The sequence below is a fragment of the Candidatus Aminicenantes bacterium genome (assembly GCA_026393855.1).
In the GTDB taxonomy this organism is placed as follows: domain Bacteria; phylum Acidobacteriota; class Aminicenantia; order Aminicenantales; family UBA4085; genus UBA4085.
Genome location: JAPKZJ010000112.1, coordinates 50,417 through 76,666, shown reverse-complemented (window position 1 = coordinate 76,666; position 26,250 = coordinate 50,417). Strand labels below are relative to the sequence as shown.

The 26,250-nt window shown below is 64.9% G+C and carries 19 protein-coding genes; 12 read left to right on the top strand and 7 right to left on the bottom strand.

Translation table 11 applies throughout. The annotated features are described in order from the left end of the window. Positions 1-24: 24 nt before the first annotated feature. The 3 genes from NTZ26_13940 to NTZ26_13930 form a co-directional block, all read right to left on the bottom strand. Positions 25-1,740 (bottom strand): DUF2961 domain-containing protein, encoded by a 1,716-nt coding sequence (locus NTZ26_13940; protein ID MCX6561602.1) that lies wholly within the window; start codon positions 1,738-1,740, stop codon positions 25-27. Positions 1,741-2,032: 292 nt separating this feature from the next. After that, the gene (locus tag NTZ26_13935) at positions 2,033-2,845 is read right to left on the bottom strand and encodes a methyltransferase domain-containing protein (GenBank protein MCX6561601.1); all 813 of its coding nucleotides are present in this window, start codon (positions 2,843-2,845) and stop codon (positions 2,033-2,035) included. Between the two features lie 107 nt (positions 2,846-2,952). Beyond that, on the bottom strand, positions 2,953-3,867 hold the full coding sequence (locus NTZ26_13930; protein MCX6561600.1) for a lysophospholipid acyltransferase family protein: 915 nt from the start codon (positions 3,865-3,867) through the stop codon (positions 2,953-2,955). 130 nt (positions 3,868-3,997) lie between these two features. Here NTZ26_13930 and NTZ26_13925 point away from each other — a divergent pair, with 130 nt between their 5' ends. Continuing rightward, on the top strand, positions 3,998-4,723 hold the full coding sequence (locus NTZ26_13925; GenBank protein MCX6561599.1) for a hypothetical protein: 726 nt from the start codon (positions 3,998-4,000) through the stop codon (positions 4,721-4,723). A 36-nt stretch (positions 4,724-4,759) separates the two neighbouring features. Here the strand turns inward: NTZ26_13925 and NTZ26_13920 are convergent, their stop codons facing one another. Next, on the bottom strand, positions 4,760-7,432 hold the full coding sequence (locus NTZ26_13920; GenBank protein MCX6561598.1) for a M14 family metallopeptidase: 2,673 nt from the start codon (positions 7,430-7,432) through the stop codon (positions 4,760-4,762). 105 nt (positions 7,433-7,537) lie between these two features. Then, positions 7,538-8,251 carry a hypothetical protein gene (locus NTZ26_13915; protein ID MCX6561597.1) on the bottom strand — a complete coding sequence of 238 codons (714 nt, stop codon included), beginning with the start codon at positions 8,249-8,251 and terminating at the stop codon, positions 7,538-7,540. Between the two features lie 131 nt (positions 8,252-8,382). Here NTZ26_13915 and lepB point away from each other — a divergent pair, with 131 nt between their 5' ends. From lepB to NTZ26_13890, 5 genes are read left to right on the top strand one after another with little or no spacing between them, the layout of a single operon-like run. Beyond that, positions 8,383-9,102 carry a signal peptidase I gene (lepB, locus tag NTZ26_13910; GenBank protein MCX6561596.1) on the top strand — a complete coding sequence of 240 codons (720 nt, stop codon included), beginning with the start codon at positions 8,383-8,385 and terminating at the stop codon, positions 9,100-9,102. A 55-nt stretch (positions 9,103-9,157) separates the two neighbouring features. Continuing rightward, complete coding sequence (locus tag NTZ26_13905) at positions 9,158-10,183, top strand: PTS fructose transporter subunit IIC (protein MCX6561595.1); 1,026 nt, start codon at positions 9,158-9,160, stop codon at positions 10,181-10,183. A 10-nt stretch (positions 10,184-10,193) separates the two neighbouring features. Then, positions 10,194-10,505, top strand: coding sequence for a PTS fructose transporter subunit IIB (locus tag NTZ26_13900; protein ID MCX6561594.1), 312 nt, complete (start codon positions 10,194-10,196; stop codon positions 10,503-10,505). Then, positions 10,495-13,014: a phosphoenolpyruvate--protein phosphotransferase gene (ptsP, locus tag NTZ26_13895; protein ID MCX6561593.1), complete on the top strand. Its 2,520-nt coding sequence runs from the start codon at positions 10,495-10,497 to the stop codon at positions 13,012-13,014. The genes NTZ26_13900 and ptsP overlap by 11 nt, the downstream gene beginning before the upstream one ends. Further along, a complete protein-coding gene (locus tag NTZ26_13890) occupies positions 13,011-14,459 on the top strand; it encodes an alpha/beta hydrolase (GenBank protein MCX6561592.1) in 1,449 nt (482 codons plus the stop codon). The genes ptsP and NTZ26_13890 overlap by 4 nt, the downstream gene beginning before the upstream one ends. A gap of 70 nt (positions 14,460-14,529) precedes the next feature. Here NTZ26_13890 and NTZ26_13885 read toward each other — a convergent pair whose 3' ends face one another. Then, entirely contained in the window at positions 14,530-15,954 is a 1,425-nt protein-coding gene (locus NTZ26_13885; GenBank protein MCX6561591.1) for a sugar porter family MFS transporter, read from the bottom strand. Between the two features lie 303 nt (positions 15,955-16,257). Between NTZ26_13885 and NTZ26_13880 the strand changes: the two genes are divergently transcribed. Continuing rightward, entirely contained in the window at positions 16,258-17,601 is a 1,344-nt protein-coding gene (locus NTZ26_13880) for a hypothetical protein (protein MCX6561590.1), read from the top strand. Between the two features lie 472 nt (positions 17,602-18,073). On the opposite strand, the gene NTZ26_13875 is transcribed toward NTZ26_13880, so the two are convergent. Then, positions 18,074-19,225: a hypothetical protein gene (locus NTZ26_13875; GenBank protein MCX6561589.1), complete on the bottom strand. Its 1,152-nt coding sequence runs from the start codon at positions 19,223-19,225 to the stop codon at positions 18,074-18,076. Positions 19,226-19,396: 171 nt separating this feature from the next. Here NTZ26_13875 and NTZ26_13870 point away from each other — a divergent pair, with 171 nt between their 5' ends. Genes NTZ26_13870 through rlmD form a run of 5 tightly spaced genes read left to right on the top strand, consistent with a single transcriptional unit; the run spans position 19,397 to position 26,217 of the window. Then, a complete protein-coding gene (locus tag NTZ26_13870) occupies positions 19,397-20,485 on the top strand; it encodes a BamA/TamA family outer membrane protein (GenBank protein ID MCX6561588.1) in 1,089 nt (362 codons plus the stop codon). A gap of 42 nt (positions 20,486-20,527) precedes the next feature. Next, positions 20,528-21,178: a LysE family transporter gene (locus tag NTZ26_13865; GenBank protein ID MCX6561587.1), complete on the top strand. Its 651-nt coding sequence runs from the start codon at positions 20,528-20,530 to the stop codon at positions 21,176-21,178. Positions 21,179-21,188: 10 nt separating this feature from the next. Continuing rightward, the gene (locus tag NTZ26_13860) at positions 21,189-23,690 is read left to right on the top strand and encodes an alpha-mannosidase (GenBank protein ID MCX6561586.1); all 2,502 of its coding nucleotides are present in this window, start codon (positions 21,189-21,191) and stop codon (positions 23,688-23,690) included. Positions 23,691-23,695: 5 nt separating this feature from the next. Further along, positions 23,696-24,913, top strand: a complete 1,218-nt coding sequence (locus NTZ26_13855) for a Gfo/Idh/MocA family oxidoreductase (GenBank protein ID MCX6561585.1) — start codon at positions 23,696-23,698, stop codon at positions 24,911-24,913. A gap of 20 nt (positions 24,914-24,933) precedes the next feature. Then, positions 24,934-26,217: a 23S rRNA (uracil(1939)-C(5))-methyltransferase RlmD gene (gene rlmD, locus NTZ26_13850; GenBank protein ID MCX6561584.1), complete on the top strand. Its 1,284-nt coding sequence runs from the start codon at positions 24,934-24,936 to the stop codon at positions 26,215-26,217. The last annotated feature ends 33 nt before the right edge of the window (positions 26,218-26,250 follow it).

Sequence of the window (26,250 nt, the reverse complement as noted above, 5' to 3'; positions counted from 1 at the left end):
GGGCGGCCCGGTCCGCCCGAGCGCTTATCGGGCGGGCCGGGGCGCTGGCGTCTCGGGCCGATAGGAGAAGACTTCGTACCCGAAGTCCGAGAACGGACCCTCGCCGTTGGTCCTTTGAACGACCAGCCGGAGATTTAAAACCGTCTTGCCTCGGGTCAACGCGGGGGAGATCTCGAAATCGGAATCCGCCCAGCGAAGACTCTCGTTTTCGTAACCGTCGTACCAGCATCCCGCGTACGCCCCGTCGACGTACACCAGGGCTTTCTGCCGCAGGGATTTCTGATCGATGCGCCGCCTGATCTTGACGCCCTGATTTTCGGGATCGAGGGCGACCTGGAACCGGATCTCCCCTCCATCGTGATAGCGTCCCGTGGTACTCATGGACGTTTCGTGATCCTCCCCTTCCGGGAAGGCGCGAACTTCGACGGGCCGGCCCGCGACCGAGGCCGCATAGCCGTGCATTTTTTCACTGGCCGGGCTGCCCACCGCCAGCCAATCCGTCCGGCGCAGGGCCTCGGCCTTCTTCAGGTAGACGAAGGCCAGACTCCGGTAGTCGGAGACAATGTCGCTTTGCCCGCCGTGCTGGATGCGAGCGTTCAGGGAGGAGAAGAACGGCAGCGGGGCCTCCAGGTGAAAGCGGCTGTAGCTCGCCGGCACGTGATAAGCCCCGACCTGGTCGCCGCCTCCTTCCGCCTGGATGTCGCCCGCGACCGACCCGAACGGCGAATCGAAATCGACGTTCGGCCAGAAGCAGGCCAGATAGTAATCCTCGGTCCCGGTCCCGTTGAACTGGGGCGATACCGCGCCGTCGAGGACGAAATGCTCGTTGCCTTCGCAGTAATGCGAATGCATCATGGATTGGACGACACCCGCCAGCCAGCCCGTCCCCCGTCCTTCGAACAGAGGCCAGTCGCGGCCGTAGGTCGTCTCGCCGGCATGATATTGAGTCGTCAAATAGGTCCCCTCCGCCCGCGGGATCGGATTGGCGCCGATCGAGATGCGGGCCTGGAGCGGGGCCATGGTTCGGCCCGAGGCGTTGGTCCATTCGATCTCGGCGCTCTCCCAGAAGGCCATCGGGAAATAGGAGGTCAGCCGGGCCTTGCCACCGGCCCGCTTCTCCACTCGCAGGGGCAGCGCTCGCATGTCGTCGGCCCGGACCGCCGATCCGAAGAAGATCCCCGGCGGGGCCTGCACGTCCCAGCGGGCGTGGCCGTCCCACCGCATCCGGAGCCGTGTCTTCTGGAAGAAGTCCTCCCCTCCGTCGGCCTCGATGACGATGGTGCGGATGATGCCCGAGGCACCCTGAAGCTTCAAGAGCGAGACGGTCTGCCCGGGCTCGACGGTCTTTGACTCGGCTTCATGAAGCCGGAGTCCCGGGGCCTCGAAGGGATCGTCCCCGAGTCTGGCGAAAGAATCAAGGAGCGCCGCCCGGTCTTCATTCCCGGTGAAGGAAACGACGTCGGCCGGAAGCGGATACTTCTCAAAGATGATATGGAAGAACCGCGATTCGCCCTTGACGCTGATCTTCAGGGATTTGGCGAACGGGATAGGAACAAAGCAATTCCCGGCCAACGGCTCCCCTCCCCAGCGGCCACGCTTCTCGTAAGAAACGAGGGGGCTCGGGAAAAGAGGATGCCGGCCCTGGTAAAAGTCGAGGATGTTGATCCGCCAGCGCGGCTCCTTCTCGCCGTCGAAATAGAATTGGAGGACGGCTTGGGGATCGAAGGCCGTTCCCCACATGCTCTTGACGCAGCCCGGGCCGACCGTGTCGAAAATGACCTCGTCGCCGCGCGAGTCCTCGTCTTGTTATGGCTGGACACCTGGAGGACGGTTGTCTGGGCCGGAGCACGGAGCAGCTTCTCGAGCAAACGATAAGCCGGATGCGGGCCGGAGACGGCTTGGGCCGGTGCGGGCCGGGCCGGGGCGGCCAGGCTCAAAGCCAGAGTGATCACAGCCGCGGCAGGAATGAGCTTTTGATGGTCCATCTGTTTCTCCCGGAGGCGGAACAATTCTTGCGCCGGTCGCCGACTTATTAGGGGCGGGTTCCGTTGGCGATGGCGGAGCACAGGTACGGGTCCTGCGCTTCGAGACCGGCCCGGTCGTCCAGCCAGGCCGCCAGTTTGTTCACGAGGCGCCGTTCGAAGAGATCGGGGAACAGAAAATGGGCCAGATCGGCCTGGGCCCGGACCACGGCGCAAAACGGCGCCCAACCGATCGTGGACGGCGCACACAGCATCACCCGCACCCGAACGTCCCGGAAGCCGGCCTGCCGGAACATTCCGCCCAGCGATTTGCCGATGTCCTCATGGCTTCCGATCTTGCGGTGAATCGCCGCCAGGGCCGCGAGAAACCGCTCCCACACCGGAACGGGACGGTGGCAATCCGAATAATCATCAAGCGATTCGACCGCAATGTACACGCCCTTCCTTTTCAGGCGCTTGAACACCGCCTCGACGAAGGCCCGCGGATCGGATCCATGCTGGAGGGTATAGCGGGTCAGGACGGCGTCGTATCGGACGGCTTCAAAGGCGGGGTCGAAGAAAGCGGCCTTCAGCTCGACGTTGGGCAAGGCCAGCCGCCGCAGGCTCCGCCGGGCGTCCCGGATGGCCATCTCGTTGTGATCGAGGCCCAGGAAGCGGACGCCCCGGGCCTCTCGCGCCAGGCGCAGCAGGAAGGCCCCTTCCCCGCACCCGATGTCGAGCGCGGAACGGGCGCCGCTCTTTTTCAGCAGATCGGCGACGACGGGGATTTCGACCCGGCCGAGCGACGCCGTCTGCGCCTTCAACACGGTCCCGACCAGCGCGTGCTGGCGGGCCGTCAGCTTGGATTCCATCAGCGAGCCCATGGGCCCTCCCGGCGAATGTGATAACAGCGCGGGAAACTGTACGGCCGCCGGAGAAGGGTGTCAAGGGCCGCCGTGGGGGCGGGCTCGGGGAGGAGGCCCCAAGGACTTTAGAGGGATCGGAAGCCGCCGTCGAGCGGGCCGGAAGTCCGCCCCAGCGCGGCCCGATGCTCCGCCAGAAGATCGCGGGCCAGATCGATGACCGACGGCAGCAAAACGCAGGCGTCCAAGTCGCCGGCCCTGACCGGTTCGGCGAACGAAAGATGCGGCCGCAAGCGGACGGACCCGGGCTTAAGAACCTGATGGAGAATCTGTAGGACCTCGGCCAGCTTCTGCCGCCGGACATTGGTCTTTCGGATGCGCACAAGCGGGTTCCGCAAATACTTCGGCAGCAGGACGCCGCTGGCCATGACCATCTGCAGCCGCGTCTCGGAGACCTCGCGGAGCATGATTTCAACGCTGCGCGACCAATCGCGAAACGGAAGAGCGTCTTCCCGCCCCAATTCCGGGTCGGGCTCTACGTCGCCGTTGGCGAAGACTAAAACCGCGCCGCCGCTCCGGAGATGGCGGACGCAGGCCCGCAGCGCCGCGGCGCCGCCCGAGGCGGTCAAGGGGGCGAAGACGAAATACCTCCGGGCGGCGACGAAAGCCCGGGTCAGCGGAGCGTCGGAAAGAACGACCTTGATATCCCGCCGGGGAAGGCAGGCCAGAATGGCCACAGAATCAAAGCCGCCCGGGTGATTGGAGACCACCAGCAAGGGACCTTCCGAGGGGATTCGTTCGACGCCCCTGACGGAGGGCCGCATCGACAGATCGGGCAGGATCCGGCGGGCGGCGCCGCTCAAGCCGCCCGCTTCGATTTCGGCATCCGCACTCGCTGCGATCCGGGCCAATCGCCCGATGGGCCGCCGCAGGAGAGGAGACAGCAACCCATGAACCAGGCCGCGGCGGGATGCTCCGAGGGCGTAGCAGATCTCGGCGACGAGGGTGTCCCGGAAACCCGCAGCGGGATCGAGGGGAATCATGCCGCTGCGACTATAGCTTTGCCTTGGAAGCGAAGTCAAGGTGCCGGCGCACGGGGAGCGGGCGGAATTGACAACCGGCCGCCTGCCTCCTACAATCTAGTCCAGTCATTCGTTCGGAAGGAAGACGGCCATGAAGATCATCAAAAGCCTCGCCCTCGTCCTCGTCCTCCTCGCGGCGGTGTCCTGCATGGTGCCGACGACGATCGTCTACCAGCTGGACAGCGACGTCAGCCTGAAGGATTCATGGAAGGCCTCGATCAGCCAGAATCCGACGGCCAAGATCGTCCTTCGCGTTCCCGGGTACTCCAAGGAGATCACCCAGGCCGAGATGACCACTTACGAATCCCTGTACAACGACATCGAGAGAAAGCTGCTGCAGGCCCAATTCACGGTCCGCGACCGGTCCCTGTTGCGGGAAGTCCTGACCCGGGCCGGCGGCGAGCTGAGCTATTCCGAAATCGGGAAAAAAGTCGATACGGACATCATCCTGGAGATCGTTTCCTTCCAGAAAGGCACGCTGACCGGGACGACCTTCACGGAAGGCTCCGCCGTGCCTCCCACGCCGGTTGATGTCTTCGGCGCCGTTCTGGAAGGCCGGATCATCCTGGTGGCCTCCGGCGAAGTCGTCGGCATGTTCACGATCCGGGAGATCCATCCCCATCCCGAGTACTGGATCCGCCCCGAAGGCTCGCGAACCTACGCCGTGGACGTCACCGAGGCGGACATTGACGCCATGAAATCCGCCATCACCAAGAAGCTGGCCGATCTGCTCAAAGGCCTGGATGTCCCCCCGTCGCGGATCACCCGAGTGGGCTATGCGGCCGCCGGCTCCAGCGGCTGGGGCAGAAGCAAGTAGATGGGGGACCCGCGCTCGGGTCCACAAGCGGCCTCTCTATTCGGCTCGCCCGTAAAGGGCGGCATTGAACACCACCCGGAAGGCGCCGAACGACTGGGCCCGCCATTGCGGCCGGAAGCCGATCAGGACGACGTGCCCCCGGTCCAGATTCACGTCCACAGCGGCAGCTTTTCCCTGTAAATATTTTTCGCCGATCAGGTAGCCGGAGCGAAGCGGCGAACCCGCGGCGGCATATTTTGCCGGCACCGTTCCCTGAAAGCCCTCCAGAAGATCGAAGACGGGGCTGCCGTCGACGAACACGGCCGCTCGGGCCGGCATGCCCGCCATGACCGGGTGGGTCGCGTCCATCTCGATCTCGACGATCGAGCCGCGCAGGAAAAACTCTTCCGACTTCAGCCCTTCGACGGCGTTCTTCACCGGCAGCTTGAGCTGTTGGATGGCGAAGCGGCAGGCCCCGTTGAAGCAGACGACGGTTCCGCCGCCGCGGACGAAGGCCTCGAACCCTTTCAGGTCGTCGGGGGTCAGGGCGTAGGCATATTCCGGCCGGACGGCCCGGGCGGACGCAGTGCCGCCCCTTGCCCCCTGCCCTCCGGCCGTACCTTCGATGGGAATCCGCGCGTCGTCGGTCAGGATCAGGACGTCGACTTTGTCGCGGAGCGGGGCGTGGAAATCCTCCGGATGGACGATCACGAGATCGAATCCATATCGCTCAAGGATCCATCGCGTCCAACCCTCGTCCATGCTGCCGCTCCAGGGCTGATACAAGCCGATTCGGGGTTTCCCGATCGGCTCGCCGCCGGTCGCCGTGCGCTCCGCCGTCAGCGCCCAATCAGCGACCATCTCCTCCTGCGCCGCCGGCGATAATCCGGAAAGGAGGTAACGGGCGCCTTTGTCCACCGAAGCGGGGGCAAACGAGACCGTGCCGCCCATCTGCCAAGTCTTGTTGACGGCCCGGAAAGCATTGTTCTGACCCGGGTCGACCGCTAGGACGGGCCCTTGCCCGGAAACCGCCCCCGCGGGCGGGACGATCGCGGCCGCGCCCGGGTCGGCGTCGAAGCCGATGCCCGGGACGCTGTCGAAAGGGGCGGGATCGACGGCTTCAGTCCCGTTGTAGGAGGAGGCAGCGGCCTTGGGATTTGCCGCCGAGCCCAACAGCATCATCCGCGCTCTCATCTCGCCGCTTATCGGCTTGGACGCGGCGACGCACACAACTCCCATCTGGAGCGGGAGCGTCCAGCCCGCGGCGTCGTAAGGACGGGACGGCGGCCCGCCCGGAAACTGACGGAGATCGGGATATTTCTGGACGTCGAGAAGCTCGCGGGCCAGAGCCCCGAATTCCTGGTCCGTCGGAACGATCCAGGTGCCGGCGGGATGAGTCATCCCCTCGACCTCGGCCGGCGCCGTGAGCCGCCAGACTCGCACGCCGGCGAAGGCCAGCCGGCGGAGAAGCTCAACGGCGGCGACCGGATCGCGCTGGCTTTGGGGGATGATGTAAGCGTAGGGCGCGGCCTTGCAACCGCGGGCGATCTGGTCGCGACCGGCCTGGTACCGATTGAAGAGAAGGGCGTTCTTGTAGCGGGCCGCGTATTCCAGAACCGCCAGGGAGGCCGTCTCGTTATAGGCCACGGCGTCGCCCAGCCGCCACCAGCCGGGACTCCAGGGGCCGCTGTAAAGGCTTTGCGGGCGCAAGTCGCGATAGGCCGGCGGCAGGTCTTCCGGCTTGTATTCGCGCGGCGCCGCCATGTTGCCGGCCGTCTCCGTCCAGAAGGCTGCGATGTTCTTGAAGATCGGGGCATAGTCGACGTAGCCTGGATACCAGGCGTCAAACGCCGTCCCCATGTGGATGGCCCCTGCCCGGCCGTTTTCCTCCAAGCCCTTGGCGATGGCCATGCCGAGCAGATTGACCTCGCGCGAGGTCAAGGGCGGCGCTTCGAGGCCGACGGGCTCGGAGAACGGCGGCAGCCAGATGCGGGCGGGGAAAGGCGCGGTCTGGTGGTGGACATAGATGATCTGCGGCTCCCATTGCCGCCAGAAATGCTCCATCACCCGCGATTCGATCATATTCAGCATGTAGCCGTCGCGGTTGTTGTCATGGCCGACATACTCTTGGTAGAGACGCGGCAGGCCTGATTGTTCATAGGGAGTTCCGAAGTTTTTCGCCTGCCACTCCCCCACCATCTGCTGGCCGTCTGGGTTCATGGAGGGAAAGAGAATGACGATGTCGTTCTCCAGGATCAGGCGGATCTTCGGATCGTCCGGCCGGGCTAAAAGGTCATACGCCAGCTGCGGGATCATTTGGGGGCCCGCCACTTCGGTGGCGTGGCACCCGCCGTCGATGTGGACGAAGGCTTTGCCCTCGCCGGCCAGGCGGCGGGCGGAATCGTCCGTCAAGCCCTCCGGGTGGGCCAGGCGCAGGGTGATCTCGCGAAGACGACCCAGGGCGGCGAGATTCCTCGGACTCGAAATCAGGGCGAACAGGATCGGCCGGCCTTGCGTAGTCTTCCCGGCTTCCAGCAGCTTCAAGGAGGGGCTGGCGGCGGCCAAAGCCTTGAGATAGGCGATCGCCTGGTCATATGTCGCCAAGCGATTGTCGGTCCCCGGCTTGAAGCCGAGGACGGACTCGGGCGTCGGGATCTTGGCGGCGCCGGCCGCGGAGAGGGCCAGGCAGAGGAGGATGAGGGCGGAGACGAACGGAACTTTTCGACGCATCGGTTGGTCCTCCGGAACGGCGCGCGATCCGCCGGCATTCTATCAACACGGGCCGGGAAGCGCCAGCCGCCGGAGGCGAAGATCGGCCGGCCGGATCGGGCAGGGTCAGTACATCAATTGCAGGCCGACGGCGAAGGTCAGCCCGCCGCCGCCCAAGCCCGTCCCCGAGATGCTCATCAGATTCCAATTGTCGCCAGCGGGACCCTTGACGTTGCGGTAGTCCATCGAGTCGAAGCCGCCCTCGGCGAAGATCGAGAAGCAGGGAGGCAGCCAGATGGCGGCGCCCAGGCCGACGGCCAGTCCGCCGCCGGTGAAGACGGCGTCGCCGAACGTGCCGTCGGAGCTGATGGCCCCCTCGACGACCCGCAGCCGGCCGTAGCTGAACCCGGCCCGGATATAGGGCTGGATGAACCACTCGGTGTACATGTACCGGACGCCCAGGCTCCAGACCGAGGATTTGACGTCGGCCTTCTCCCCCTGGTACAGGGCCTCGGGAGTGGTCTCAAAATGCCGCAGCTCGACGAAGAAGCGGTCGCGGCCGCCCCGTCCGGTGCCCACGCCGAGAGAAAAGCCGACGACGTTCTTCGACTTCATGGACGGAGTGATGAAGGCTTCCGTCTCGCCGGGGATGATGAGGGTGATGCCGTCGAAATCGCCGCTCAAGGAGAAGCGAGTCATATGGACGCCGATAAAGAATCCGAAGCCCTTCCTCTCGCTCTCGACGATTTCCTGCCCCGACGCCGGAACAACGGCCAGAATGACGGCGGCCGCCGCCAGAAGGCCCGCGATGCCGCTTTTTCCGATCAATATTTTTTTCATTTACCTGCCTCTGTTCCGGGCCCGGGAGTTGGTCGCAAAGTCCGCCGATCGCCGTCCGCGGATCGTAACCCAGCCCGTTCCGGCTGTCAATAAGCCGCGTCTTTGTTTATACTCTGGGCTTGACCATCCCGTTGCCTCCGATCAAAGAAATCGCCGCCCGGCTCTCCGCTCCGGTCACGATCACGCTGCGGGGCGCGCTCAACGCCATCATCCTCTTGGCGATCTACGTCTTCTTCGGCACGACCTTCGTCGTGCAAGCCTTTCGGATTACGTCCGGCTCCCTCGAGCCCACCCTCCTGGTCGGCGATTACGTCCTCGTCAATCGGATGATCTACGAGAACGCCCCGTCGCCGATCGACCGCCTCCTTCTGCCCCGCCGCCCGATCCGGCGCGGCGACCTGGTCGTCTTCAAGGACCCCCAGGATCTCCGGCGGGACCTGGTCAAAAGAATCATCGGCCTGGCGGATGAACGCCTGGAGATCGTCAACAAGGACGTTTTGATCAACGACATCCCCCTGGCTGAACCTTATGTCTTCCACGCCGACCCGTTCATTTATACCCGCGAGAACCTGGTCAGCGACGGCCTTCTGCGGAGGGACAATTTCGGCCCGATCACGGTTCCAGCCGGGACCGTCTTCGTGATGGGCGACAACCGGGACGACAGCGACGACAGCCGCTTCTGGGGGACGGTCCCCGTCGCGAACCTCAAGGGCAAGCCCTGGCTGATTTATTTCTCGTTTGAGGTGGCCCGCGATCCCGACCGGAAAACTTCGGCTACCGGCCGCCTCCGCAATATCGAGCGCCCCTTTCCCACCATCCGGCTGGGCCGGTTCCTGACCATCGTCCGTTGAGCGCCGCGCGGACGGTTGTCAAAGCGGCCCAAAAGCACTAAAATTCCGGCGCGCCATGAACACCGATCGTTTTAAAAAATATCTCCTGTCCGGCGTCTCCTACGCCATCCCCTTCGTGGCCAGCGGCGGCATCCTGATCGCCCTGTCCATCGCGCTGGCCCCGATGACGGGCCAGGGGCCGGATTTCTCCCAGGCGCCGTTCCTGAAGCTGATCAACGACATCGGCTCGGCCGCCTTCGCTTTCCTGATCCCGGTCCTGTCCGGCTACATCGCCTTCGGCATCGCCGACCGACCCGGCCTCGTCCCGGGCTTCGTCGGCGGCTACATCGCCGGACAGGTCGGGGCCGGCTTCCTGGGCGGGATCGTCTCCGGCCTCCTGGCCGGGGGCCTGGTCTTCGCCATCAAGAAGCTCAAGCCGCCCCGCTACCTGCGGCCGATCATGCCCATCCTGATCATCCCGGCGCTGTCCTCGCTCGTCGTCGGCTTCGTCATGTTCAAGGTCGTCGGAGCCCCGATCAGCGATCTGATGGCGACCATCCAGCGCTGGCTGGAGATGATGAACTCGGGCAACCAGATCCTGCTCGGCGTCATCCTGGGCTCGATGATCGCCTTCGACATGGGCGGCCCGGTCAACAAGGTGGCCTTCTTTTTCGGCGCGGCCATGATCCAGCGCGGCAATTTTTCGGTCATGGGCGCCTGCGCCGCGGCTATCTGCATTCCCCCGCTCGGATTGGGACTGGCCACCCTCCTCAAGCGCAGTCTATGGTCGGAGGAGGAGCGCGAAGCCGGTCTGGCCGCCCTGGCTATGGGAGCCATCGGCATCACCGAGGGGGCCATCCCGTTCGCAGCGGCCGAGCCGCTCCGGGTCATCCCCGTCATCATGGCCGGATCGAGTGTCGGCGCCGTGATCGCCATGCTCGGTGGTGTCGGCGACCACGCCCCGCACGGCGGTCCGATCGTCCTGCCCGTCGTCGACCACCCGCTACCCTACATCCTGGCCATCGTCGCCGGATCGCTCACCGTCGCCATCCTTTCGAATATTTTCCGCAAACGGGCCAAGCGCCCCGCCGAACAGCAATAAAGGAGCCGCCATGACTCTCGTCGCCGTCACCGCCTGCCCGACCGGAATCGCTCATACTTACATGGCGGCCGAGCGCTTGGAGAAAGCCGGGCGCAAGATGGGCCTGTCGATCAAGGTCGAGACCCAAGGCGCCATGGGCATCGAAAACGAGCTGACCCCGGCCGACGTCGCCGCGGCCGATGCCGTGATCTTCGCCGTCGGCATCCCCGTGCTCCGGAAGGAGCGCTTCGCCGGCAAGAAGATCTTCGAGATCCCCGTCCAGGACGCCATCAAGAGCGCCGAGGCGGTCCTGACCCGGGTCAAGGGCGAACTTGGCCTCTGATCTGGAATTCAGCTTCCCCTTGCCCCAGGGCCTGCACGCCAGGCCGGCGTCCCGAATCCAAGACCTTGCGGCCGGGTTCGCAGCCGAAGTCCGCTGGGACAACCTCAGGACGGGCGGCTCGGCCGACGCCAAAAGCGTCTTGGCGCTGATCGGATCCGACACCTTGTTCGAGGATCCCTGCCGAATCCGCGTGACGGGCCCGAACGCCGAAGCCGCGGCGGCCGCCCTGCGCAAGCTCATCCTGGAAGACCTGCCGCGCGACGAGGCGGCGGTCGAGGAGGCGCCGCCTCCCTCCGGTCCGGGTGTACCCTGGTTCCTGGCTCGGGGCCGAAGCGCCTACTTCCTAGGCCAACCGGCCGGAGCCGGAGTCGTCCGCGGCCCCGCCCATGTCCATCAGCCCGGGACGGAATCGGAGCGGCCGGCCCGGACGATCGCGGCGTCCGAGATCGAACGCGAGATCGAGGCCTATCGCGCCGCGGTCAGGGCTTCGGCGGAGGCGATGGGCCAGCGCCGGGATGCCGAACCGGACGCCACCGCCAAAGCCGTGCTGAACGCCCACCTGGCGATCCTCAAAGACCGCGCCTTCGCCGCGGAGGCAGAACGGCTGATCGCCGTGGATCATTGGGATGCTCCGTCGGCTGCAACCGCGGCCGGGCGGACCTTCCGGGAGCGCCTGGGCGCCGGACGAAGCCGTTATCTGCGGGAGCGAATGGCCGATATCGCGGATGTCACGGCGGTTCTGGTCGGCCGCCTTGACGCCCACGCCCCGGCCTCGGATTCGATCCGTCTGTCCGGGCCGGCCGTCCTCGTCGCCGACGATCTCGCCCCCTCGCAATTCCTGGGCATTGACCGAGACCGGCTCCTGGGCCTGGTGCTCGAAAACGCCGGAAGCACGTCCCACACCCTGATCATGGCCCGGGCCCGAGGCGTTCCGGCCGTGGCCGGTTGCCCCGGATTGGCGCGCCTGATCCGAACCGGCGAAGAGGTCGTCGTGGACGGGAACCGAGGCCTGGTCGTCCCGTCCCCCGATACCGCCGCCATGCGATACTTCGACCGCGAAGCCGCCGCTGAGGCGGACTCCTCGGCTCGCCGCCGCGAGTTGGCCAAGTTGCCGGGCCGGACCATCGACGGCCACCGCGTGGAGATCGCGGCGAATATCGGACACCCGGAGGAGCTCGCAAGCGCCTGGGGCCTCGGCGCCGAAGGCGTCGGGCTATTCCGGACCGAAATGCTTCTCCTGGGCCGGACCGAGGCGCCCGGCGAGGATGAACAGTACGAGATCTACGCCCGGGCCGCCCGGGAGTCCGGAGGCCGGCCGATTATCGTCCGGACCTTCGATATCGGCGGCGACAAACCTCTCCCCTACCTGCCCCTGCCGGTCGAGAAAAACCCGTTCCTCGGCCTCCGCGGCGTCCGCGTCTACGAGCGCTTCGCGGACCTCATCGGGGCCCAGCTCCGGGCTCTCTTGCGGGCCGCCGTTCACGGGCCGCTCAAGATCATGGTCCCGATGATCGGGACGCTCGACGAGCTGGTCCGGTTCCGAGCCATGGTCCGCGAAGCGGCCGACCGGCTCGCCGCCGCTTCGATCCCGCATCGGGCCGCGATCGAAGTCGGGATGATGGTCGAGGTGCCTTCGGCCGCGCTCTTCATCGACCGCTTCTCCGACGAGGCCGACTTTTTCAGCGTCGGGAGCAACGACCTCCTCCAATATGTCTTCGCCGCCGACCGCGGCAACCCCGACGTCCGGAACCTCGGCCGGCCCCTCGACCCCGCCTTTCTGCGGCTCCTGGAGACCATCGTTCGGGCGGCCAAGGCGCGAGGGCGATGGGTCGGCTTATGCGGGGAGATGGCCGGCTCGCCCCGGCACCTGCCCCTGCTCGTCGGCCTCGGCTTCGACGAGCTTAGCCTGACGGCCGGTCGGATCCCCGACCTCAAAGCCGGGCTGGTTCGGCTCGATTTCGAGGCCTGCCGGCGTCTGACGGAGGCGGCCCTCCGCGCGGCCAAACCGGAAGAAGTCGAAGCGGCGCTGGACGAGTTCGGACGAACAGACGCTCCCGCGAGCCTGACCGAGCCCGGCCTCATCCGGCTGGAGAGCGACGCCCGCTCCAAGGACGAGGCCGTACAGGAGCTCGGGTCCCTGATGGAATCCGCCGGCCGGGTGGACCGCCGAGCGGAACTCGAAGAGGCCCTCCGGCGGCGGGAGGACACGTCCTCCACGAGCATCGGTTTCGGGGTGGCTATCCCCCACGGCAAAACCCCCTACGTCCATTCGCCGTGCATGGCGGTCCTCCGATTCGCCGCGCCGTTTCTCTGGGAGGCGGACGACGAACAGCCCGTCGATCTGGCGGTGATGCTGGCGATCCCGTCCGGCCGGGGAGCAGAGGAGCATTTAAAGCTGCTGGCCCGTCTCTCCCGCCGGCTGATGCATGAGGAGTTCCGAGACGCCCTGCGGTCCGCCCCCGACCGGGACGCGATCGTCCGGCTCATCGGCGAGGCGGTCGAAGGTTGATCCCTTCCCGACGGCAGGCTTGGGGGCTTGGAGCCCTTTTCGTCCTGCTCGCCGCTCTGCCCTCAGCCCTGCCGGCCCAAGACGGCCCGGCCGCAGAGTTCTTCCGCCATTTGCCGGCTTACCGCGTCCGGCTCGAGGAAACCCCCGCCTCCAGCTCGTTTTTTGCCGCATTCCGCGTCGCCGGCCCGGAGAGTGGCCGGACAATCGTCCTCCTGCACGGGATCTGCGCCACGTCGGCCGCGTATGCCGAGCTGGCCCGCGACCTGGCTTCGGATTTCCGGGTCATCCTGGTCGATCTGCCCGGATACGGCGATTCCTTCACCGACAAGCCGGTTTCCTACGACTACGAACGCATGACCGCCAGACTGCTGACGGTTCTGAGGGCCGCCGGCGCCCTCGAAGGGGCTGTCCTCGTCGGCCACTCGACCGGCGGCGGGCTGGCCTGGCATCTCGAGCTGACCGAGGAGTGCAAACCGGCCGGCTTGGTTTTGATCGACGCCATCACGGTCGGTTTCAAGCTCCCGATCAAGCCGGGCCTGGCCTTCGAGCTGGCCAAACGCAACGGACTGGCCGGGCCCATGTTCAATCTCACAGGCAATGCCGCGATCATGGACATGATCGCCCGCGGCTCGGCGGCAAAATGGGGTCGGCCCGTTCCGACTTCGGCCGCCGACGGGGAGCCGATGTTCACCACACCGGCGCGGCTCCGGGTCAACAGGTTATGGGCCATTCAGATGCTCGCGCGTCCCGTCGTAGCCGCCTGGGAGCCGAAGCTCAAGGAGATCGTCTCCCCCACGCTTCTTATCTGGGGCGCGGACGACGGCGTCCTGAAGCCCGAAGTCATGGCCAGGGCCCTGGACTTGATCCCCGGCGCCCGAGGCGAGATCATCGAGGGAGCCGGCCATTCGCCGCAGCAGGAAAAGCCGGAACGGGTGGCCGCCTTGATCAGGGAATTCGCATCTGGTCTGCCCCCCGCCACCGGCACGCCTTCCCTCGGACCCGAGGCCGTGCCGGCGGATCCCGCCGACTTGGCCCGGCCGCGGCCCGAAACGCGCGGCCGCATGGTCCATGCCACGATCTCCCTGACCGGAGAGCCTGGCCGAGGGCTCGTCGACGCCGCCTCATTCCATTTGAAGCACGGCTACTATTCGACCGAATACCCCAGCCAATCCGGGAGCGCAGGCGTGTTCCTGGAAGCCGAGCGGACAGGCACGGAAACGACGATCACGGCCGGAAGCCAGCTTGAGCTGGTCTGGGAGAAATGGGGCGGCTTCCGGATCGCGGGCGGATGGACGGTCGCGGGCGGCGGACACGCCTCGTTGCTCAGGATCGGGTACGTTCCATCATACGTCCCCTGGCTCTGCCTAGGCGCCGCCTGGCACGGCGGGAAAGCGGGACCGGTCTTTTTCGCAACCATCGAGCTCTCCCCCAAGCTTTACCGCTGACGGCCTCCGGCTTAAGTTCGATGCATCTCCCAATTACGGGAAAATCCAAGCGGTCCGAAGTACCGGCTTTTTACCGGACCAGCTCTTTTTCGATGGCTTCCAGGCTTTTGCCCTTGGTCTCGGGCAAACGGGCCCGGATGAAGACGAATCCCCCCGCGCAGATCAGGGCGTAGAGCCCGAAGGTCCCGGCCGGGCCCAGTCCTTTATTGAGAAGCGGGAAGGTAAAAGTCAGGACGAAGCACGCGGCCCAGAGGGAGGTCGTAGCCACTGACACGGCCGCGCCGCGGATCCGGTTGGGGAAGATCTCGCTGATGACGACCCAGGTCACGGGCGCCAACGACATACCGTAGCACCCGATAGCCGCCAAGACCAGAAGCAGCATAGGCAGGCCCTTTAAGCCGGAGGCATAGCCGATCCCCATGCCGGTATAGATGACCGCCAGTCCGGCCGAACCCAGGAGCATCAGCGGCCGACGGCCGCGCCTGTCGACCGCTCCCAGAGCGACGAAAGTAAAGACCAGATTGACCGATCCCGTCCAGGCGATATTCGACAGAACGCTGGAGATATCGTAGCCGGCCGCCCGAAAGATCTCCTCGGCATAATTGAAGATCACGTTGATGCCGCACCATTGTTGGAAGACGGCAAGGACAACCCCCAGAACCAGCACCCGCCGCAGGCGGGGGTCAAACAGAGCGCGGAAATCGACCTTCTCAGTCTCGCCGGTCAGGGTTGATTCGATATCGGCCAGAGCGGCACCTGCGTAAGCGTCCCCTCCCAGCCGGGCCAGGATTCGGCGGGCCCGCTCCCGTTTGCCGTTTTTGGCCAGCCAACGGGGGCTTTCAGGCACGGCCAGAGTCCCCAAGAAGAATAGCAGGGCCGGCACAGCCGTCAGACCGAACATCCAGCGCCAGCCGATAGTCCCATACCAGGAGCCCCTGATGAAAGCGTCGGTGGCGCCGGCCGGAAGCCCCCTGACCAGCCACCAGTTGATGAACTGGGCCAACAGGATGCCGACGACGATGGTCAATTGGTTGACCGCCACCAGGCGGCCCCGCAGTCGGGCCGGCGAGATCTCGGCAATATACATCGGCGACAGGTTGGAGGCCAGGCCGATGGCCGTCCCGCCCAGCATCCGCCAGAGGACGAAGGCGGTGAAGGACGGGGCCAGCCCGTTGCCGATCGAAGTGACGATGAAGATCAGGGCCGAGCCCATGAGCAGCCGCTTGCGGCCGAATCGGTCGCTCAGAGCACCGGCGGCCATGGCCCCGACGAGGCAGCCGATAAGAGCGCAGCTGTTGGCCCACCCCTTGGCCGAAGCGCTGGTCAGCTGGAAAAAGCGCTCGAAGAACGGCTTGGCCCCCCCGATCACGACCCAGTCGTAGCCGAAGAGAAGGCCTCCCATGGCGGCCGCGATCGAGATCATCCAGATCAGCCCAAGGCGGAGTCGGACGCCTTCGTCCGGCGAGGAAGGGATGGGGGCGGCGGGTGTGGTCATGGAGGGTTCAAATTATCGACTTGGAAGGCGAATGTCAAATGGGCTCCCTTGGAGAGGGCCCCTTTAGCCGGGTCCCCCTCCAACGTTCCGCACCGGCCAATGGCCGGCGCTTCTCTGCCTCCCCCCCAAAGAGCTTGAGGCGTTTGCCTGCCATCGTATCGTTTTAAGCAAGGATCAAAGACTAATGTCCCGGGCGGCCCAACCCTCCGGCCGGCGGGGACTTGCATTAATCCCAGAAATATGTAGAATTCCGCCATCTGCAGCGGATAAACCGTTGAACTACCACATTTTTTAGGAGGTCTTATGAAGAAGAGCATCCTGTTGGCGCTAGTGGTTCTGGTGTCCGTCCCGATGGCCTTCCCATCCATCGTGACGAACACGAACCAAAGCATCGGCTTCTACCGGTTGCTGGCCCGTTACGCCTCGATCGAGACGGACGCGGTCTATTACAACCCCGCCGGTCTGATCAGGCTTCAGGACGGTTTCCATCTGTACCTAAGCAACCAGACCATCAGCCAGGACAAAACCGTCGTCAACGAGTTCCCCTACCTCAACAATGGGACTTATGTCGGCGAAGTCCGGGCCCCCTTATACCCCAACTTCTACGCCGTCTACAAGAAGGGCCCCCTGGCCTTCTCCTTCGGGTTTACGCCCATCGGCGGCGGCGGCGCGGCCGATTATAAGACCGGCCTGCCCTCCTTCGAACAGCCCTTCTCGACCCTGCCCGTCCTGCTATCCAGCATGGGCCTGCCGACGACCAAATATGCCGCCGACATCGCCTTTAAAGGCAGCTCGATGTACCTTGGCTTCCAGGCCAACGTGACCTATGCCATCAACGAGATGTTCTCGGTGGCCTTCGGCCTCCGCTATGTCTCGGCCAAGAATACCTACGAAGGCTCGATCGAGAACGTGTCCGTCAATCCCCTCTTCCCCGCCTTGGGCCTGAGCGGCACGATGATCCCCGCCGCCAACCTCTTCACTATGTTGGGCCAGACCGGCTATGCGGCCCTGGTGGCCAATAAGGCCGTCGACGCCAGCGCCAGCGGATCCGGCATCACGCCCATCTTCAGCCTCATGGTCACCCCGATCGAGGGCTTGAACCTTACCGCCCGCTACGAGATGAACACCAAGCTGGAGCTGACCATGGCGACCAAGCAGGACGACACAGGCCTGTTCCCCAACGGCGAAAAGACGAACGCCGACATTCCCGGGACGCTGGCCCTGGGCGCCTCCTACGCCATCCTGCCCCAGCTTCGCGCCTACGCCTCGTTCAACACCGATTTCGACAAGTCGGCCAACTGGGACGGTCGCGAAGCCTTCATTAGCAAGAACACGATGGAATTTGCCCTCGGCCTGGAGTACGACCTGTTCAAGACCCTGACCATCAGTGCCGGCTATCTGAACAGCAGCTACGGAGTCCTGGCCAACTATCAGACCGATATGGATTTCCTGCTTTCGGCCAACACCTTCGGATGCGGCGCCCGCTGGAGCCTCATGGACAATTTGTCCGTCGAAGGCGGCCTCATCCTGGTCAGCTACAAGGACGATTCCAAGCAGATCACCTACGCGCCTTTCGGAGCCTATACCGAGACCTACAAGCAGACCACCTTCGGGTTCGGCGTCGGCGTCAACTACAGCTTCCGTTGATAGCCAGGGCCTGACCAGGCCCGCCTGTTGTTTGCCCCCCCGATCGGGCCTGCCAGGCCCGGTCGGGGGGACTTTTCGCCGCTGGATTCCCTCCACTTCTCCCCACTCGCCATTTTTTTCCGATCCCATCGAGCCGACGGCATCCTCAAGACGCACATCGACGCGGCTTATGCCTCGTCTTCCGATCCCCACCTTGGGACCGGGCCATTTCCGACCGGGCTTTCCCGATATCCGGAGATGGCTCGATTATTCCAGCCGCCCAATGGTTTGCTTGGCCCAGGCAAAACGAGCCGCCGAACAGCCCTGGGCTTGACGCGACGTGACTATGGCCGGAGGGGGCGGATGAGGAGAGGGGGGAGAAGAAGAGCTGGCTGTTTTAGGGAATTAAGCTAAGGGGGGGTAACAAGGAGGGTTACTCTGCCCAGCCAGCACAACAGAGATATAGGGAATATAAACGATCAATCTTATAAAGTCAATAGGATTTATGTAAATGGACCTGGGAGACCAGGAGCAGGACGTTTTCCGGGGGAGTCCGGGGCGCGATGGAGCAGGCCGTGCTCAAGATGAATCCGCCGCGGGGGGCGGCCAAGTCCACGCGGTAGCGGACATCGGCGGCGATCCGGGCGGGATCTCCAAACAGAAGCGTGTGGACGGGATCGACGTTGCCCTTGATGAACATCCGGCTGCCGATTCGATCAAGGGCATCCTCGAGCTCGACGTTGCCGAGCGGCGGCGGATCGAGGCATTCGAGGCCGGCGACTTCGGATTCGGCCATTAGCTCGAGCCTGTCCCCGATGGCACCGCAGGTGTGGGTGTAGGCGAACGCGCCCTCGGCCTGGATGGCCCGGGCCACGATCCGCTCGTACGGGACGACGAACTCCCGGTAATGACGGGGAGAAAGAAAGCCCGCCCCGGCGAAGGGCGAGGAGATCTTGACGGCGTCGACACCCGCTCTGGCCTGTCCGGCGCCGAGCCGGGCCACTCCCGCGGCCAGTTTTTCCAACACGGCTTTGGCGCGGGCCGGATCCTCGGCCAAGGCCAAGAACCCCTCGGCGAACCCGAACAGATCCAGGAAATAATCGAGCGGCGAAGTCACTTCCCCGTGGAGAGAAAGCCCCTGCCCCTCCCCTTCCCGCAACCGGCGATGGATGCCGGTCAGGTTGCCCGGGTCAAGGGCGAAGCGCAGGCCCTGCGAAACCGGAATGTAGTCCGGCGCGTCGGGCAAAGAGTCCGGGCTGAATCTTTCGAGGGCCGGCCGCCGGATGTCCTGCGCGGGCCGATGCAGGGGCAGATCGTCCGGGGGAAACAGCGTTACCGACCCGTCGGCCCAACGGACCCTGGCGCCCGCGTCCTCTCGAACGATTTCGACGATCCCCCGGGCCCAATCCCGGGCCTGGCCGTGCAGGCTGATCAGGATGCCGTCGAACTCATACCGGGCCCGCAGGCTCCGCAGCGTCTCGATAAAGGCGTCCTCGTCGAACCACAGCTCTTCCGGCCGAACGCCGCCCTGGATGAGCATGTGGCCTATACTCATCTGGCACATCACGGGGACTCGGGCAGGTCGGCCTCCGGCCATGGCGATCCGCATGCGTTCCCTGGGCGTCTCGGGGAGGATGGCCGTCATGGAGGCCATTATGCCGCGGGCCGAGGGCGTTTTCAATCGGTTCGCCGGCTTTCGCCAGCCGTCTTTTTCGTGTATCATCAAATTTTAGGCGTTTTTCCAGCCTGCCTTCCTTCGAGCCTTCAGCTTCTGCACCCTGAGAGTGCAAGCGAACCGAATCGATAAGAACCGATCATGAAAGCCGTTTCCGCCCCTATTTTAGCTTGGGCCGTTCTGGCCGCCGTTCTGCCCCTGTCTCTTCGCGCGGCGGAGGATACCAAGCCGACAGCCGCAAAGCGCACGATTCTTGTCATGCCGCTCGCTTATTACACGCCCGAAACGCGTCTGGCGGGCGGGATCGGGGGAATCCTGGCCTACAGGCCCGCATCGGAGGGCAAACAGCCCCGTCCGACCTCAATCCAATTCAGCGCCGTCATTACCCAAAACGACCAGTTCACCCTTCAAATGAAGCCCGAGATCTATCTCGGCCGGGAGGATTGGGTCCTAACGGGAAGCCTGGAATGGAGCCGCTTCCCCAATGAATTCTTCGGCCTCGGCAATGAAACGCTCGAGGCGGCCGGAGAGCTGATCACCCCCCGCCAGCTCCTGGCTGAATTCCAGGTCCAAAGGCGGCTTTTCCCGGGACGCCAGATCTACGCAGGGCTTATGGGCGTCATCGAGAATTACCGTTTTTTGGCCTTTGCGCCCGAGGGGCCTCTCGCCTCGGGAGACATCCTGGGCTCGCAAGGGGGAACCTTGGCGGGGCTCGGGATCATCGCCAAGACGGACGACCGGGACAACGTCTTCGTCCCCCGGCGTGGGCGATTCTGGCAGATTTCGGCCGTCTTTTTCGGCGGCGACTATCGTTTTTCCCGATTCAAAGCCGATCTCAGATCGTATCTGCCGTTCGCTGCATCAGCCGTTCTCGGCTTCCAGATGAAGCTCGAGGCCGTTTCCGGAGACGTGCCCTTCATGGCCATGCCCAAAATGGGCGGCGATAGTTTGATGCGCGGCTATCTTACGGGGAGATACCGCGACCGCGTTTTCGCCGGATTCCAAGCCGAGGCGAGGCTCCCTCTGTCCGGGCGATTCAGCGCGGTTGCGTTCGCCGGGTTGGGCCAGGTCGCCGGGCGCCTCGGTGCGCTCTCCGCGGCGGGCTTTAAACCCTCGGTGGGAGGCGGCCTGCGCTGCCGGGTCTCAAGCGAGGGCAACACCATCCGAATCGATTTCGGGTTAGGCCGGGGCTCTTCCGGCTTCTACGTCACCGCCAATGAAGCTTTCTAAACCTTTCCCCACCGTTGACAGGGCCGGAAGGATTCTGGTATTTTGGGCGAGCCTATGTATATCCTGATCGGGCTCGTCATTGGGTTTATCGCCGCCATCCCGCTCGGCCCGATCAACGTCTTCATCATTTCCCAGACCATGAAGCGGGATTTCTTTCACGGCTTCATAGGCGGGATCACGGCCTGCGTCCTGGACTCGATCTATTGCCTGATCGCCATTCTGGGCCTGTCCCAGGTCACCTCCTTGATCAACCGCTGGGTCGTCGTCCTCAAGGCCGGCGCTGCGGTCTTCCTGTTCGCCATCGCCTTCCGGCTCTTCCTGCAGTCCAAGGAGAAGCGGGAGCCCAAGGCGGAGAAGCCGGAGCTCAAGAAATCCGCCCGGCCGGCCCTGGCGGTTTTTCTGATGTACATTTCCAACCCGACCCTGGTCGCCTGGTGGATCGGGATCGGAGGCTTTTTCACCAGCCACTACTGGTTGACCGACCGCGGCATGAAGCCGTTTCTGTTCGCCCTGGCCTGCGGCCTGGGCGGGGCTCTGTGGTACTTCATCCTGACCCGCTACGTCTCCAAGTACCACCATATGTTCTCGCCCAAGACCTTCCAAGGGATCTTCGTCGGTATGGCCGCCATCCTGTTCGCCTTCGGGGCCTACACCTTTGCCTCGATCTTTATCGACTTCAAAATCCATCTCTAAGCCCGGCCCCATGCCCCGCCGAAGGGTCCACCTTCTCTGCAACGCCCACATCGACCCCGTCTGGCTCTGGGAGTGGCCGGAGGGTGCGGGCGAGGCCCTGGCTACTTTCCGCGTCGCGGCGGACTTCTGCGAGACCCGGCCGGGATTCGTCTTCTGCCACAACGAGGCCATCCTCTACCAATGGGTCGAGGAGCTCGAGCCCGAGCTCTTCACCCGCATCCGCAAGCTCGTCCGGGCGGGACGCTGGTCCATCCTGGGCGGCTGGTTTCTGCAGCCCGATTGCAACCTCCCGAGCGGCGAATCGTTCGTCCGTCAAGCCCTGCTCGGCAAGCGCTATTTCCGGGACCGGTTCGGCATCGAGATTCCGGTCGCCGCCAACCTGGACCCGTTCGGCCATACCCGCGGCCTGGTGCAGATCATGGCCAAGAGCGGGACCAAAGCCTACCTGTTCTGCCGGCCCGATCGAAAGTTCGCCGCCCTGCCGGCCGAGGACTTTGTTTGGATCGGGTACGACGGTTCGGAGGTGTTGGCAACGCGGGCCGAAGCCCATTACAACTCCCGCGGCGGCGGAGCCCGAGCCAAGATCGAAGCCTGGCTTGGGGGGTTGGCGGCGCGGCCCTCCAGCCTGCTGCTGTGGGGGATCGGCAACCACGGCGGCGGCGCTTCGGCCCGGGACTTGGACGAAATCGAGGTCCTGCGTCGGGAGAAAGCCGGCGAATTCGAGATCTTCCATTCCACCGCCGACGCCTATTTCGCCGAGCTGGAAAAGCGGCGGGCCTCCCTCCCCCGCTGGAACTCCGATATCAATCCCTGGGCGGTCGGGTGCTACACGACCATGGCCCGCATCAAACAAGCCCATCGACGCTTGGAGAACGAGCTGTTCTCGTCCGAAAAAATGGCTGCGGCCGCCGCCTTCCAAGGCTTGATCCGCTATCCCCTGACCGAGCTGGCCGAAGCGGGGCGGGATCTGGCTTTTTCCGAGTTCCACGATATCCTGCCCGGCTCTTCCATCCCGCCGGCCGAGGAGGGCGCCCTGCGGCTCCTCGATCACGGGCTGGAGATCGCCTCGCGCATCAAGGCCCGGTCGTTTTTCGCCCTGGCCGCCGCCGAGCCCAAGGCGGCCGAGGGGGAAATCCCCATCTTCGTCTACAATCCTCATCCCTATCGTCTCCGGACGATGATTGAATGCGAATTCCAGGACCACGAGCCCAACTACGGCGACGGCTGGCTGCGGCCCAGCCTGCGGTCCGGAGGCAGGGCGGTCCCCTGCCAGCCGGAGAAGGAACTGTCCAACCTGCGCCTGGAATGGCGCAAGAGGATCGTCTTCGCGGCCGATTTGGCCGCGTCCGGGCTGACCCGTTTCGATTGTCGACTGGAGAAGTCGCCGGCCCGCCCTGGTCCCGCCTTAGCCGCCGAAAACGGGTCCTTTCGATTCCGGACGCGCGACCTCGACGTGGCCGTCGACGCCGCGACCGGGTTGCTGCGGCGGTTCCGGATCAAAGGCCTGGATATCCTGCGGCCGGGCGCGCTCGAGCCCCTGGTCATGGCCGACAACGCCGACCCCTGGGGCATGAGCATCGTTCGCTTTCGCGAGGTCGCGGGCCGTTTCCAGGCGGCAGATCCGGCCGACTGCGCCAGGGCGGCCGGTGTGGAGGCCGAGCGCCTGGAGCCGGTTCGGGTCATCGAGGACGGCGAGGTCCGGACGGTCATCGAGTCCATCCTAGCCTACCGGACCTCGTTCGTCGTCCTCCGCCTCAAATTGCCGAAAGCCGGGACCGAGGTCGAGGTTGAAGCCCGCGTTTTGTGGAACGAAAAAGACCGCCTGCTCAAGCTGCGCCTTCCGACGACTTTGCGGGATGGGGTCTATTGGGGCCAGGTCGCCTACGGCCGGGACCGCCTGCCCGCCGGCGGAGACGAAGCCGTGGCCCAGAAATGGACGGCAGTCGTCTCCCCCTCCCGAAGGATCGCCCTCACTTGCATTAACGAGGCGACCTACGGCTCGGACTTCAAGGACGGCGAGATCCGTCTCTCTCTCGTTCGTTCGCCCGCCCATGCCGCCGACCCGCTGCCGGACAAGCCCCTTCTCTTTCAGGACCGGTTCATCCCCCGGATTGACCAGGGCGAGCGCGTTTTCCGCTTCTGGCTCGATGCGGGGCCTGCCGCGCGGCTCATGCGGGACATCGACCGCACGGCCTTGGCCAGAAACGAGGTGCCGTATGTTCTAAGCTGGTTCCCGCCGGGGAAGGGCCGCCGATCCGAAAGCTTCGTCCGTTTAGATGGCGACGCCGTCCAGATGACCACCCTCAAACAGGCCGAAAAAGGCAGAAGACTCGTCCTCCGCCTGTTCGAACCCACGGGCCGGAAGCGCACCGTACGGCTCGCGCTCCCCGCCGCGGGAGCCGAGACCCGAGTGGCGATGGGCTCCTTCGAGATCAAGACCCTGCTTTTCGACCCCAAGGACCGAAGCTTCGTCGAAGCCGACCTCCTGGAAGATCCGCTCGCGGGAAAGTGAAACAAATGGCCAAATCCCCGATCTCACTCGTTCTCGTCGGAATCGGCGGCATGGGCAACGTCTACGTCGAGGAGCTTTTTAAGAGGGATGGCGAAGGCCTCTTTTCAATCGCCGGGCTCGTCGACCCCGCCCCCGAGCGTTGTCCCCGGCTGGCAGAGCTGACGGCCAGGGGCATCCCCGTGTTCCCCGACCTGGCCGGGTTCTACGCTGCCCGCGGGACTGCCGACCTGGCGGTCATCTCTTCCCCCATCCAGTTCCACGCCGCGCAGACGATCCTGGCTCTGGAGAAGGGAAGCTACGTCCTGTGCGAAAAGCCGGTCGCGGCGACGATCCAGGAAGCCCGGGCCATGGCCGCGGCTGAGCGCCGGACGGAACGCTGGGCCGCCGTGGGGTATCAATGGTCGTTCTCCCGCGCCGTCCAATCGCTCAAGACCGATATCATGGCCGGCATCTATGGGCGGCCGGTAAAGATGCGCTGCCTCTACACCTGGCCGCGCGACAAAGCCTACTACGGGCGAAACGACTGGGCCGGCCGCGCCCGGACTTCCGACGGCGGCTGGGTCCTGGACGGTCCGGCCAACAACGCCATGGCCCACGACCTGCACAACATGCTCTATCTCCTGGGCCGGGACGTTCGATCGTGCGCCATGCCCGTCCGGATCGAAGCCGAGCTTTACCGGGCCAACCCGATCGAGAACTGCGATACGGCCGCGGCCCGTTTGGAGCTCGAGGACAGCACACCGGTCCTCTTCTGGGTTTCGCACGCCACCCGGCACGACCGCGGCCCGCGCCTCCGGCTCGAGTTCGACAAAGGCATCGTCACGGCCGAGCGCCGGGGCGGGAGCCTGCTCGGGGAAACGGCGGGAGGGGTGATCCGCGATTACGGCTATCCCGATCTGGCCCCGATGAAAAAGCTCTGGGACGCGATCGACGCGGTCAGGACGGGTACGGTTCCGGTCTGCTGTGTCGAGGCAGCCGCCGGACAAACGCTGGCTATCGACGGCATGCAGGACAGTGCGGGGACGGTTGTCGATTTTCCGGCCGGCCTGCGCCGAGAATCGGCCAACACCGCCTCGTCCTGGGTCTGGATCGAAGGCCTGGACGAGGCTCTCGCGGCGGGGTTCGAAGCGTCCAGGCTCCCTTCGGAGCTGGGCCTGCCCTGGGCCAGGCCCGGCCGCCCGGTCGATCTGACCGATTATCGCGAGTTCCCCGGCCCTCGGTAAGCGCCGGCCAAGCCACGGACATGGATGCTCTGGAGATCCGCAAAGTCGTTTACCCGGGACGGAGTCTGGGGTATCTGGACGGAAAGACCTGTTTCACGGACGAAGGCCTCCCCGGAGAGACGGTCGACGTCGAGCGCCTCAAGGACAAGCCGGATCTTATCGAGGCCCGAACGGTCGGGATCAGAGTGCGCTCCGCCCGCCGCGTGGAGCCGCGTTGCGATCATTATTCGGCTTGTTCCCCCTACCAGATCGCGGATTATCCCCTTCAGCTCGACCTCAAGGCCGGGCAATTGAAAGAGCTTCTAGCCGGACTGGAAACGGACGGCAAAAAAGACATCGGCATCGAGCCTTCGCCTCTTGTTTGGGAGTATAGGAACAAAGCCCGTTTCCGGATTCTCTGGACGGCGGCGGGCCCGGTGCCCGCCTATAATCGCCCGGGGCGCCGCGACAGTTTCGTTCCCGCCCTGGGTTGTCGGCTGCTCCTGCCCGCGGTGCGCGAGACCGTGGCCCGCGCGGTGGCGGCGGCGAGGCCGCTGCGGTCCTGCCTGGAGGATGTCGAGGTCAAGGCCTCGAGTACGACGGGCGAGATCCTCGTGGTCCTGCACGGGCGCTCGGCCCCCAAGCCCAAGGAGGTTGATCCCCTTCTGTCCGCTGTTCTCGAAAATCCCCGGATCGTCGGCATCGTCAGCCTGACGACCCGGGGCGGGAACCTCGAGGAGCGCGTCCTCTGGGGCCGCCGCTTCCTCGACGACGCCTTCGGCGGGGCGCCGGTGCGGATAGGGCCACTTTCGTTTTTCCAGGTGAACGCCTCCATCCAGCCCGCCGTTTTAGCCGAAATGCGCGGCGTCCTGAAGGGCCGCAAAGCGCGAACGCTGGCCGACCTGTACTGCGGCGTCGGCGCCTTCGGTCTGGCCCTGCTGCCGGAAGTCGAGACCGTTTATGCCGTCGAGTCGGAGCCGGAGGCGGTCTCGTTCCTCAAGATCAACGCCGCCCGAACGGGCTCGCCCCGCTTCACGATCTGCGACGGGACAGCCGAAGAATGGCTGGACTGGATTCTGGATCGCAAAGTCGACGCGGTCATCGTCGATCCCCCGAGAAAGGGCTTGGACGAGACGGTCTTGAACGGCTTGATCGCCCGACCGGTTCCCGCACTGATCTATCTATCCTGCAACCCTTCCACCCTGGCCCGCGACCTGCGCCGGCTCCTGCCCGCCTATCGGGTCGTCTCCTTGCGCGGCTATGATTTCTTCCCCCAGACCCCGCACATCGAAACCCTGGCTGTTTTAGAAGGGGTCAGGTCTTAAGATATAAGTTATCTATTTTCTTTCTCGAGAAAC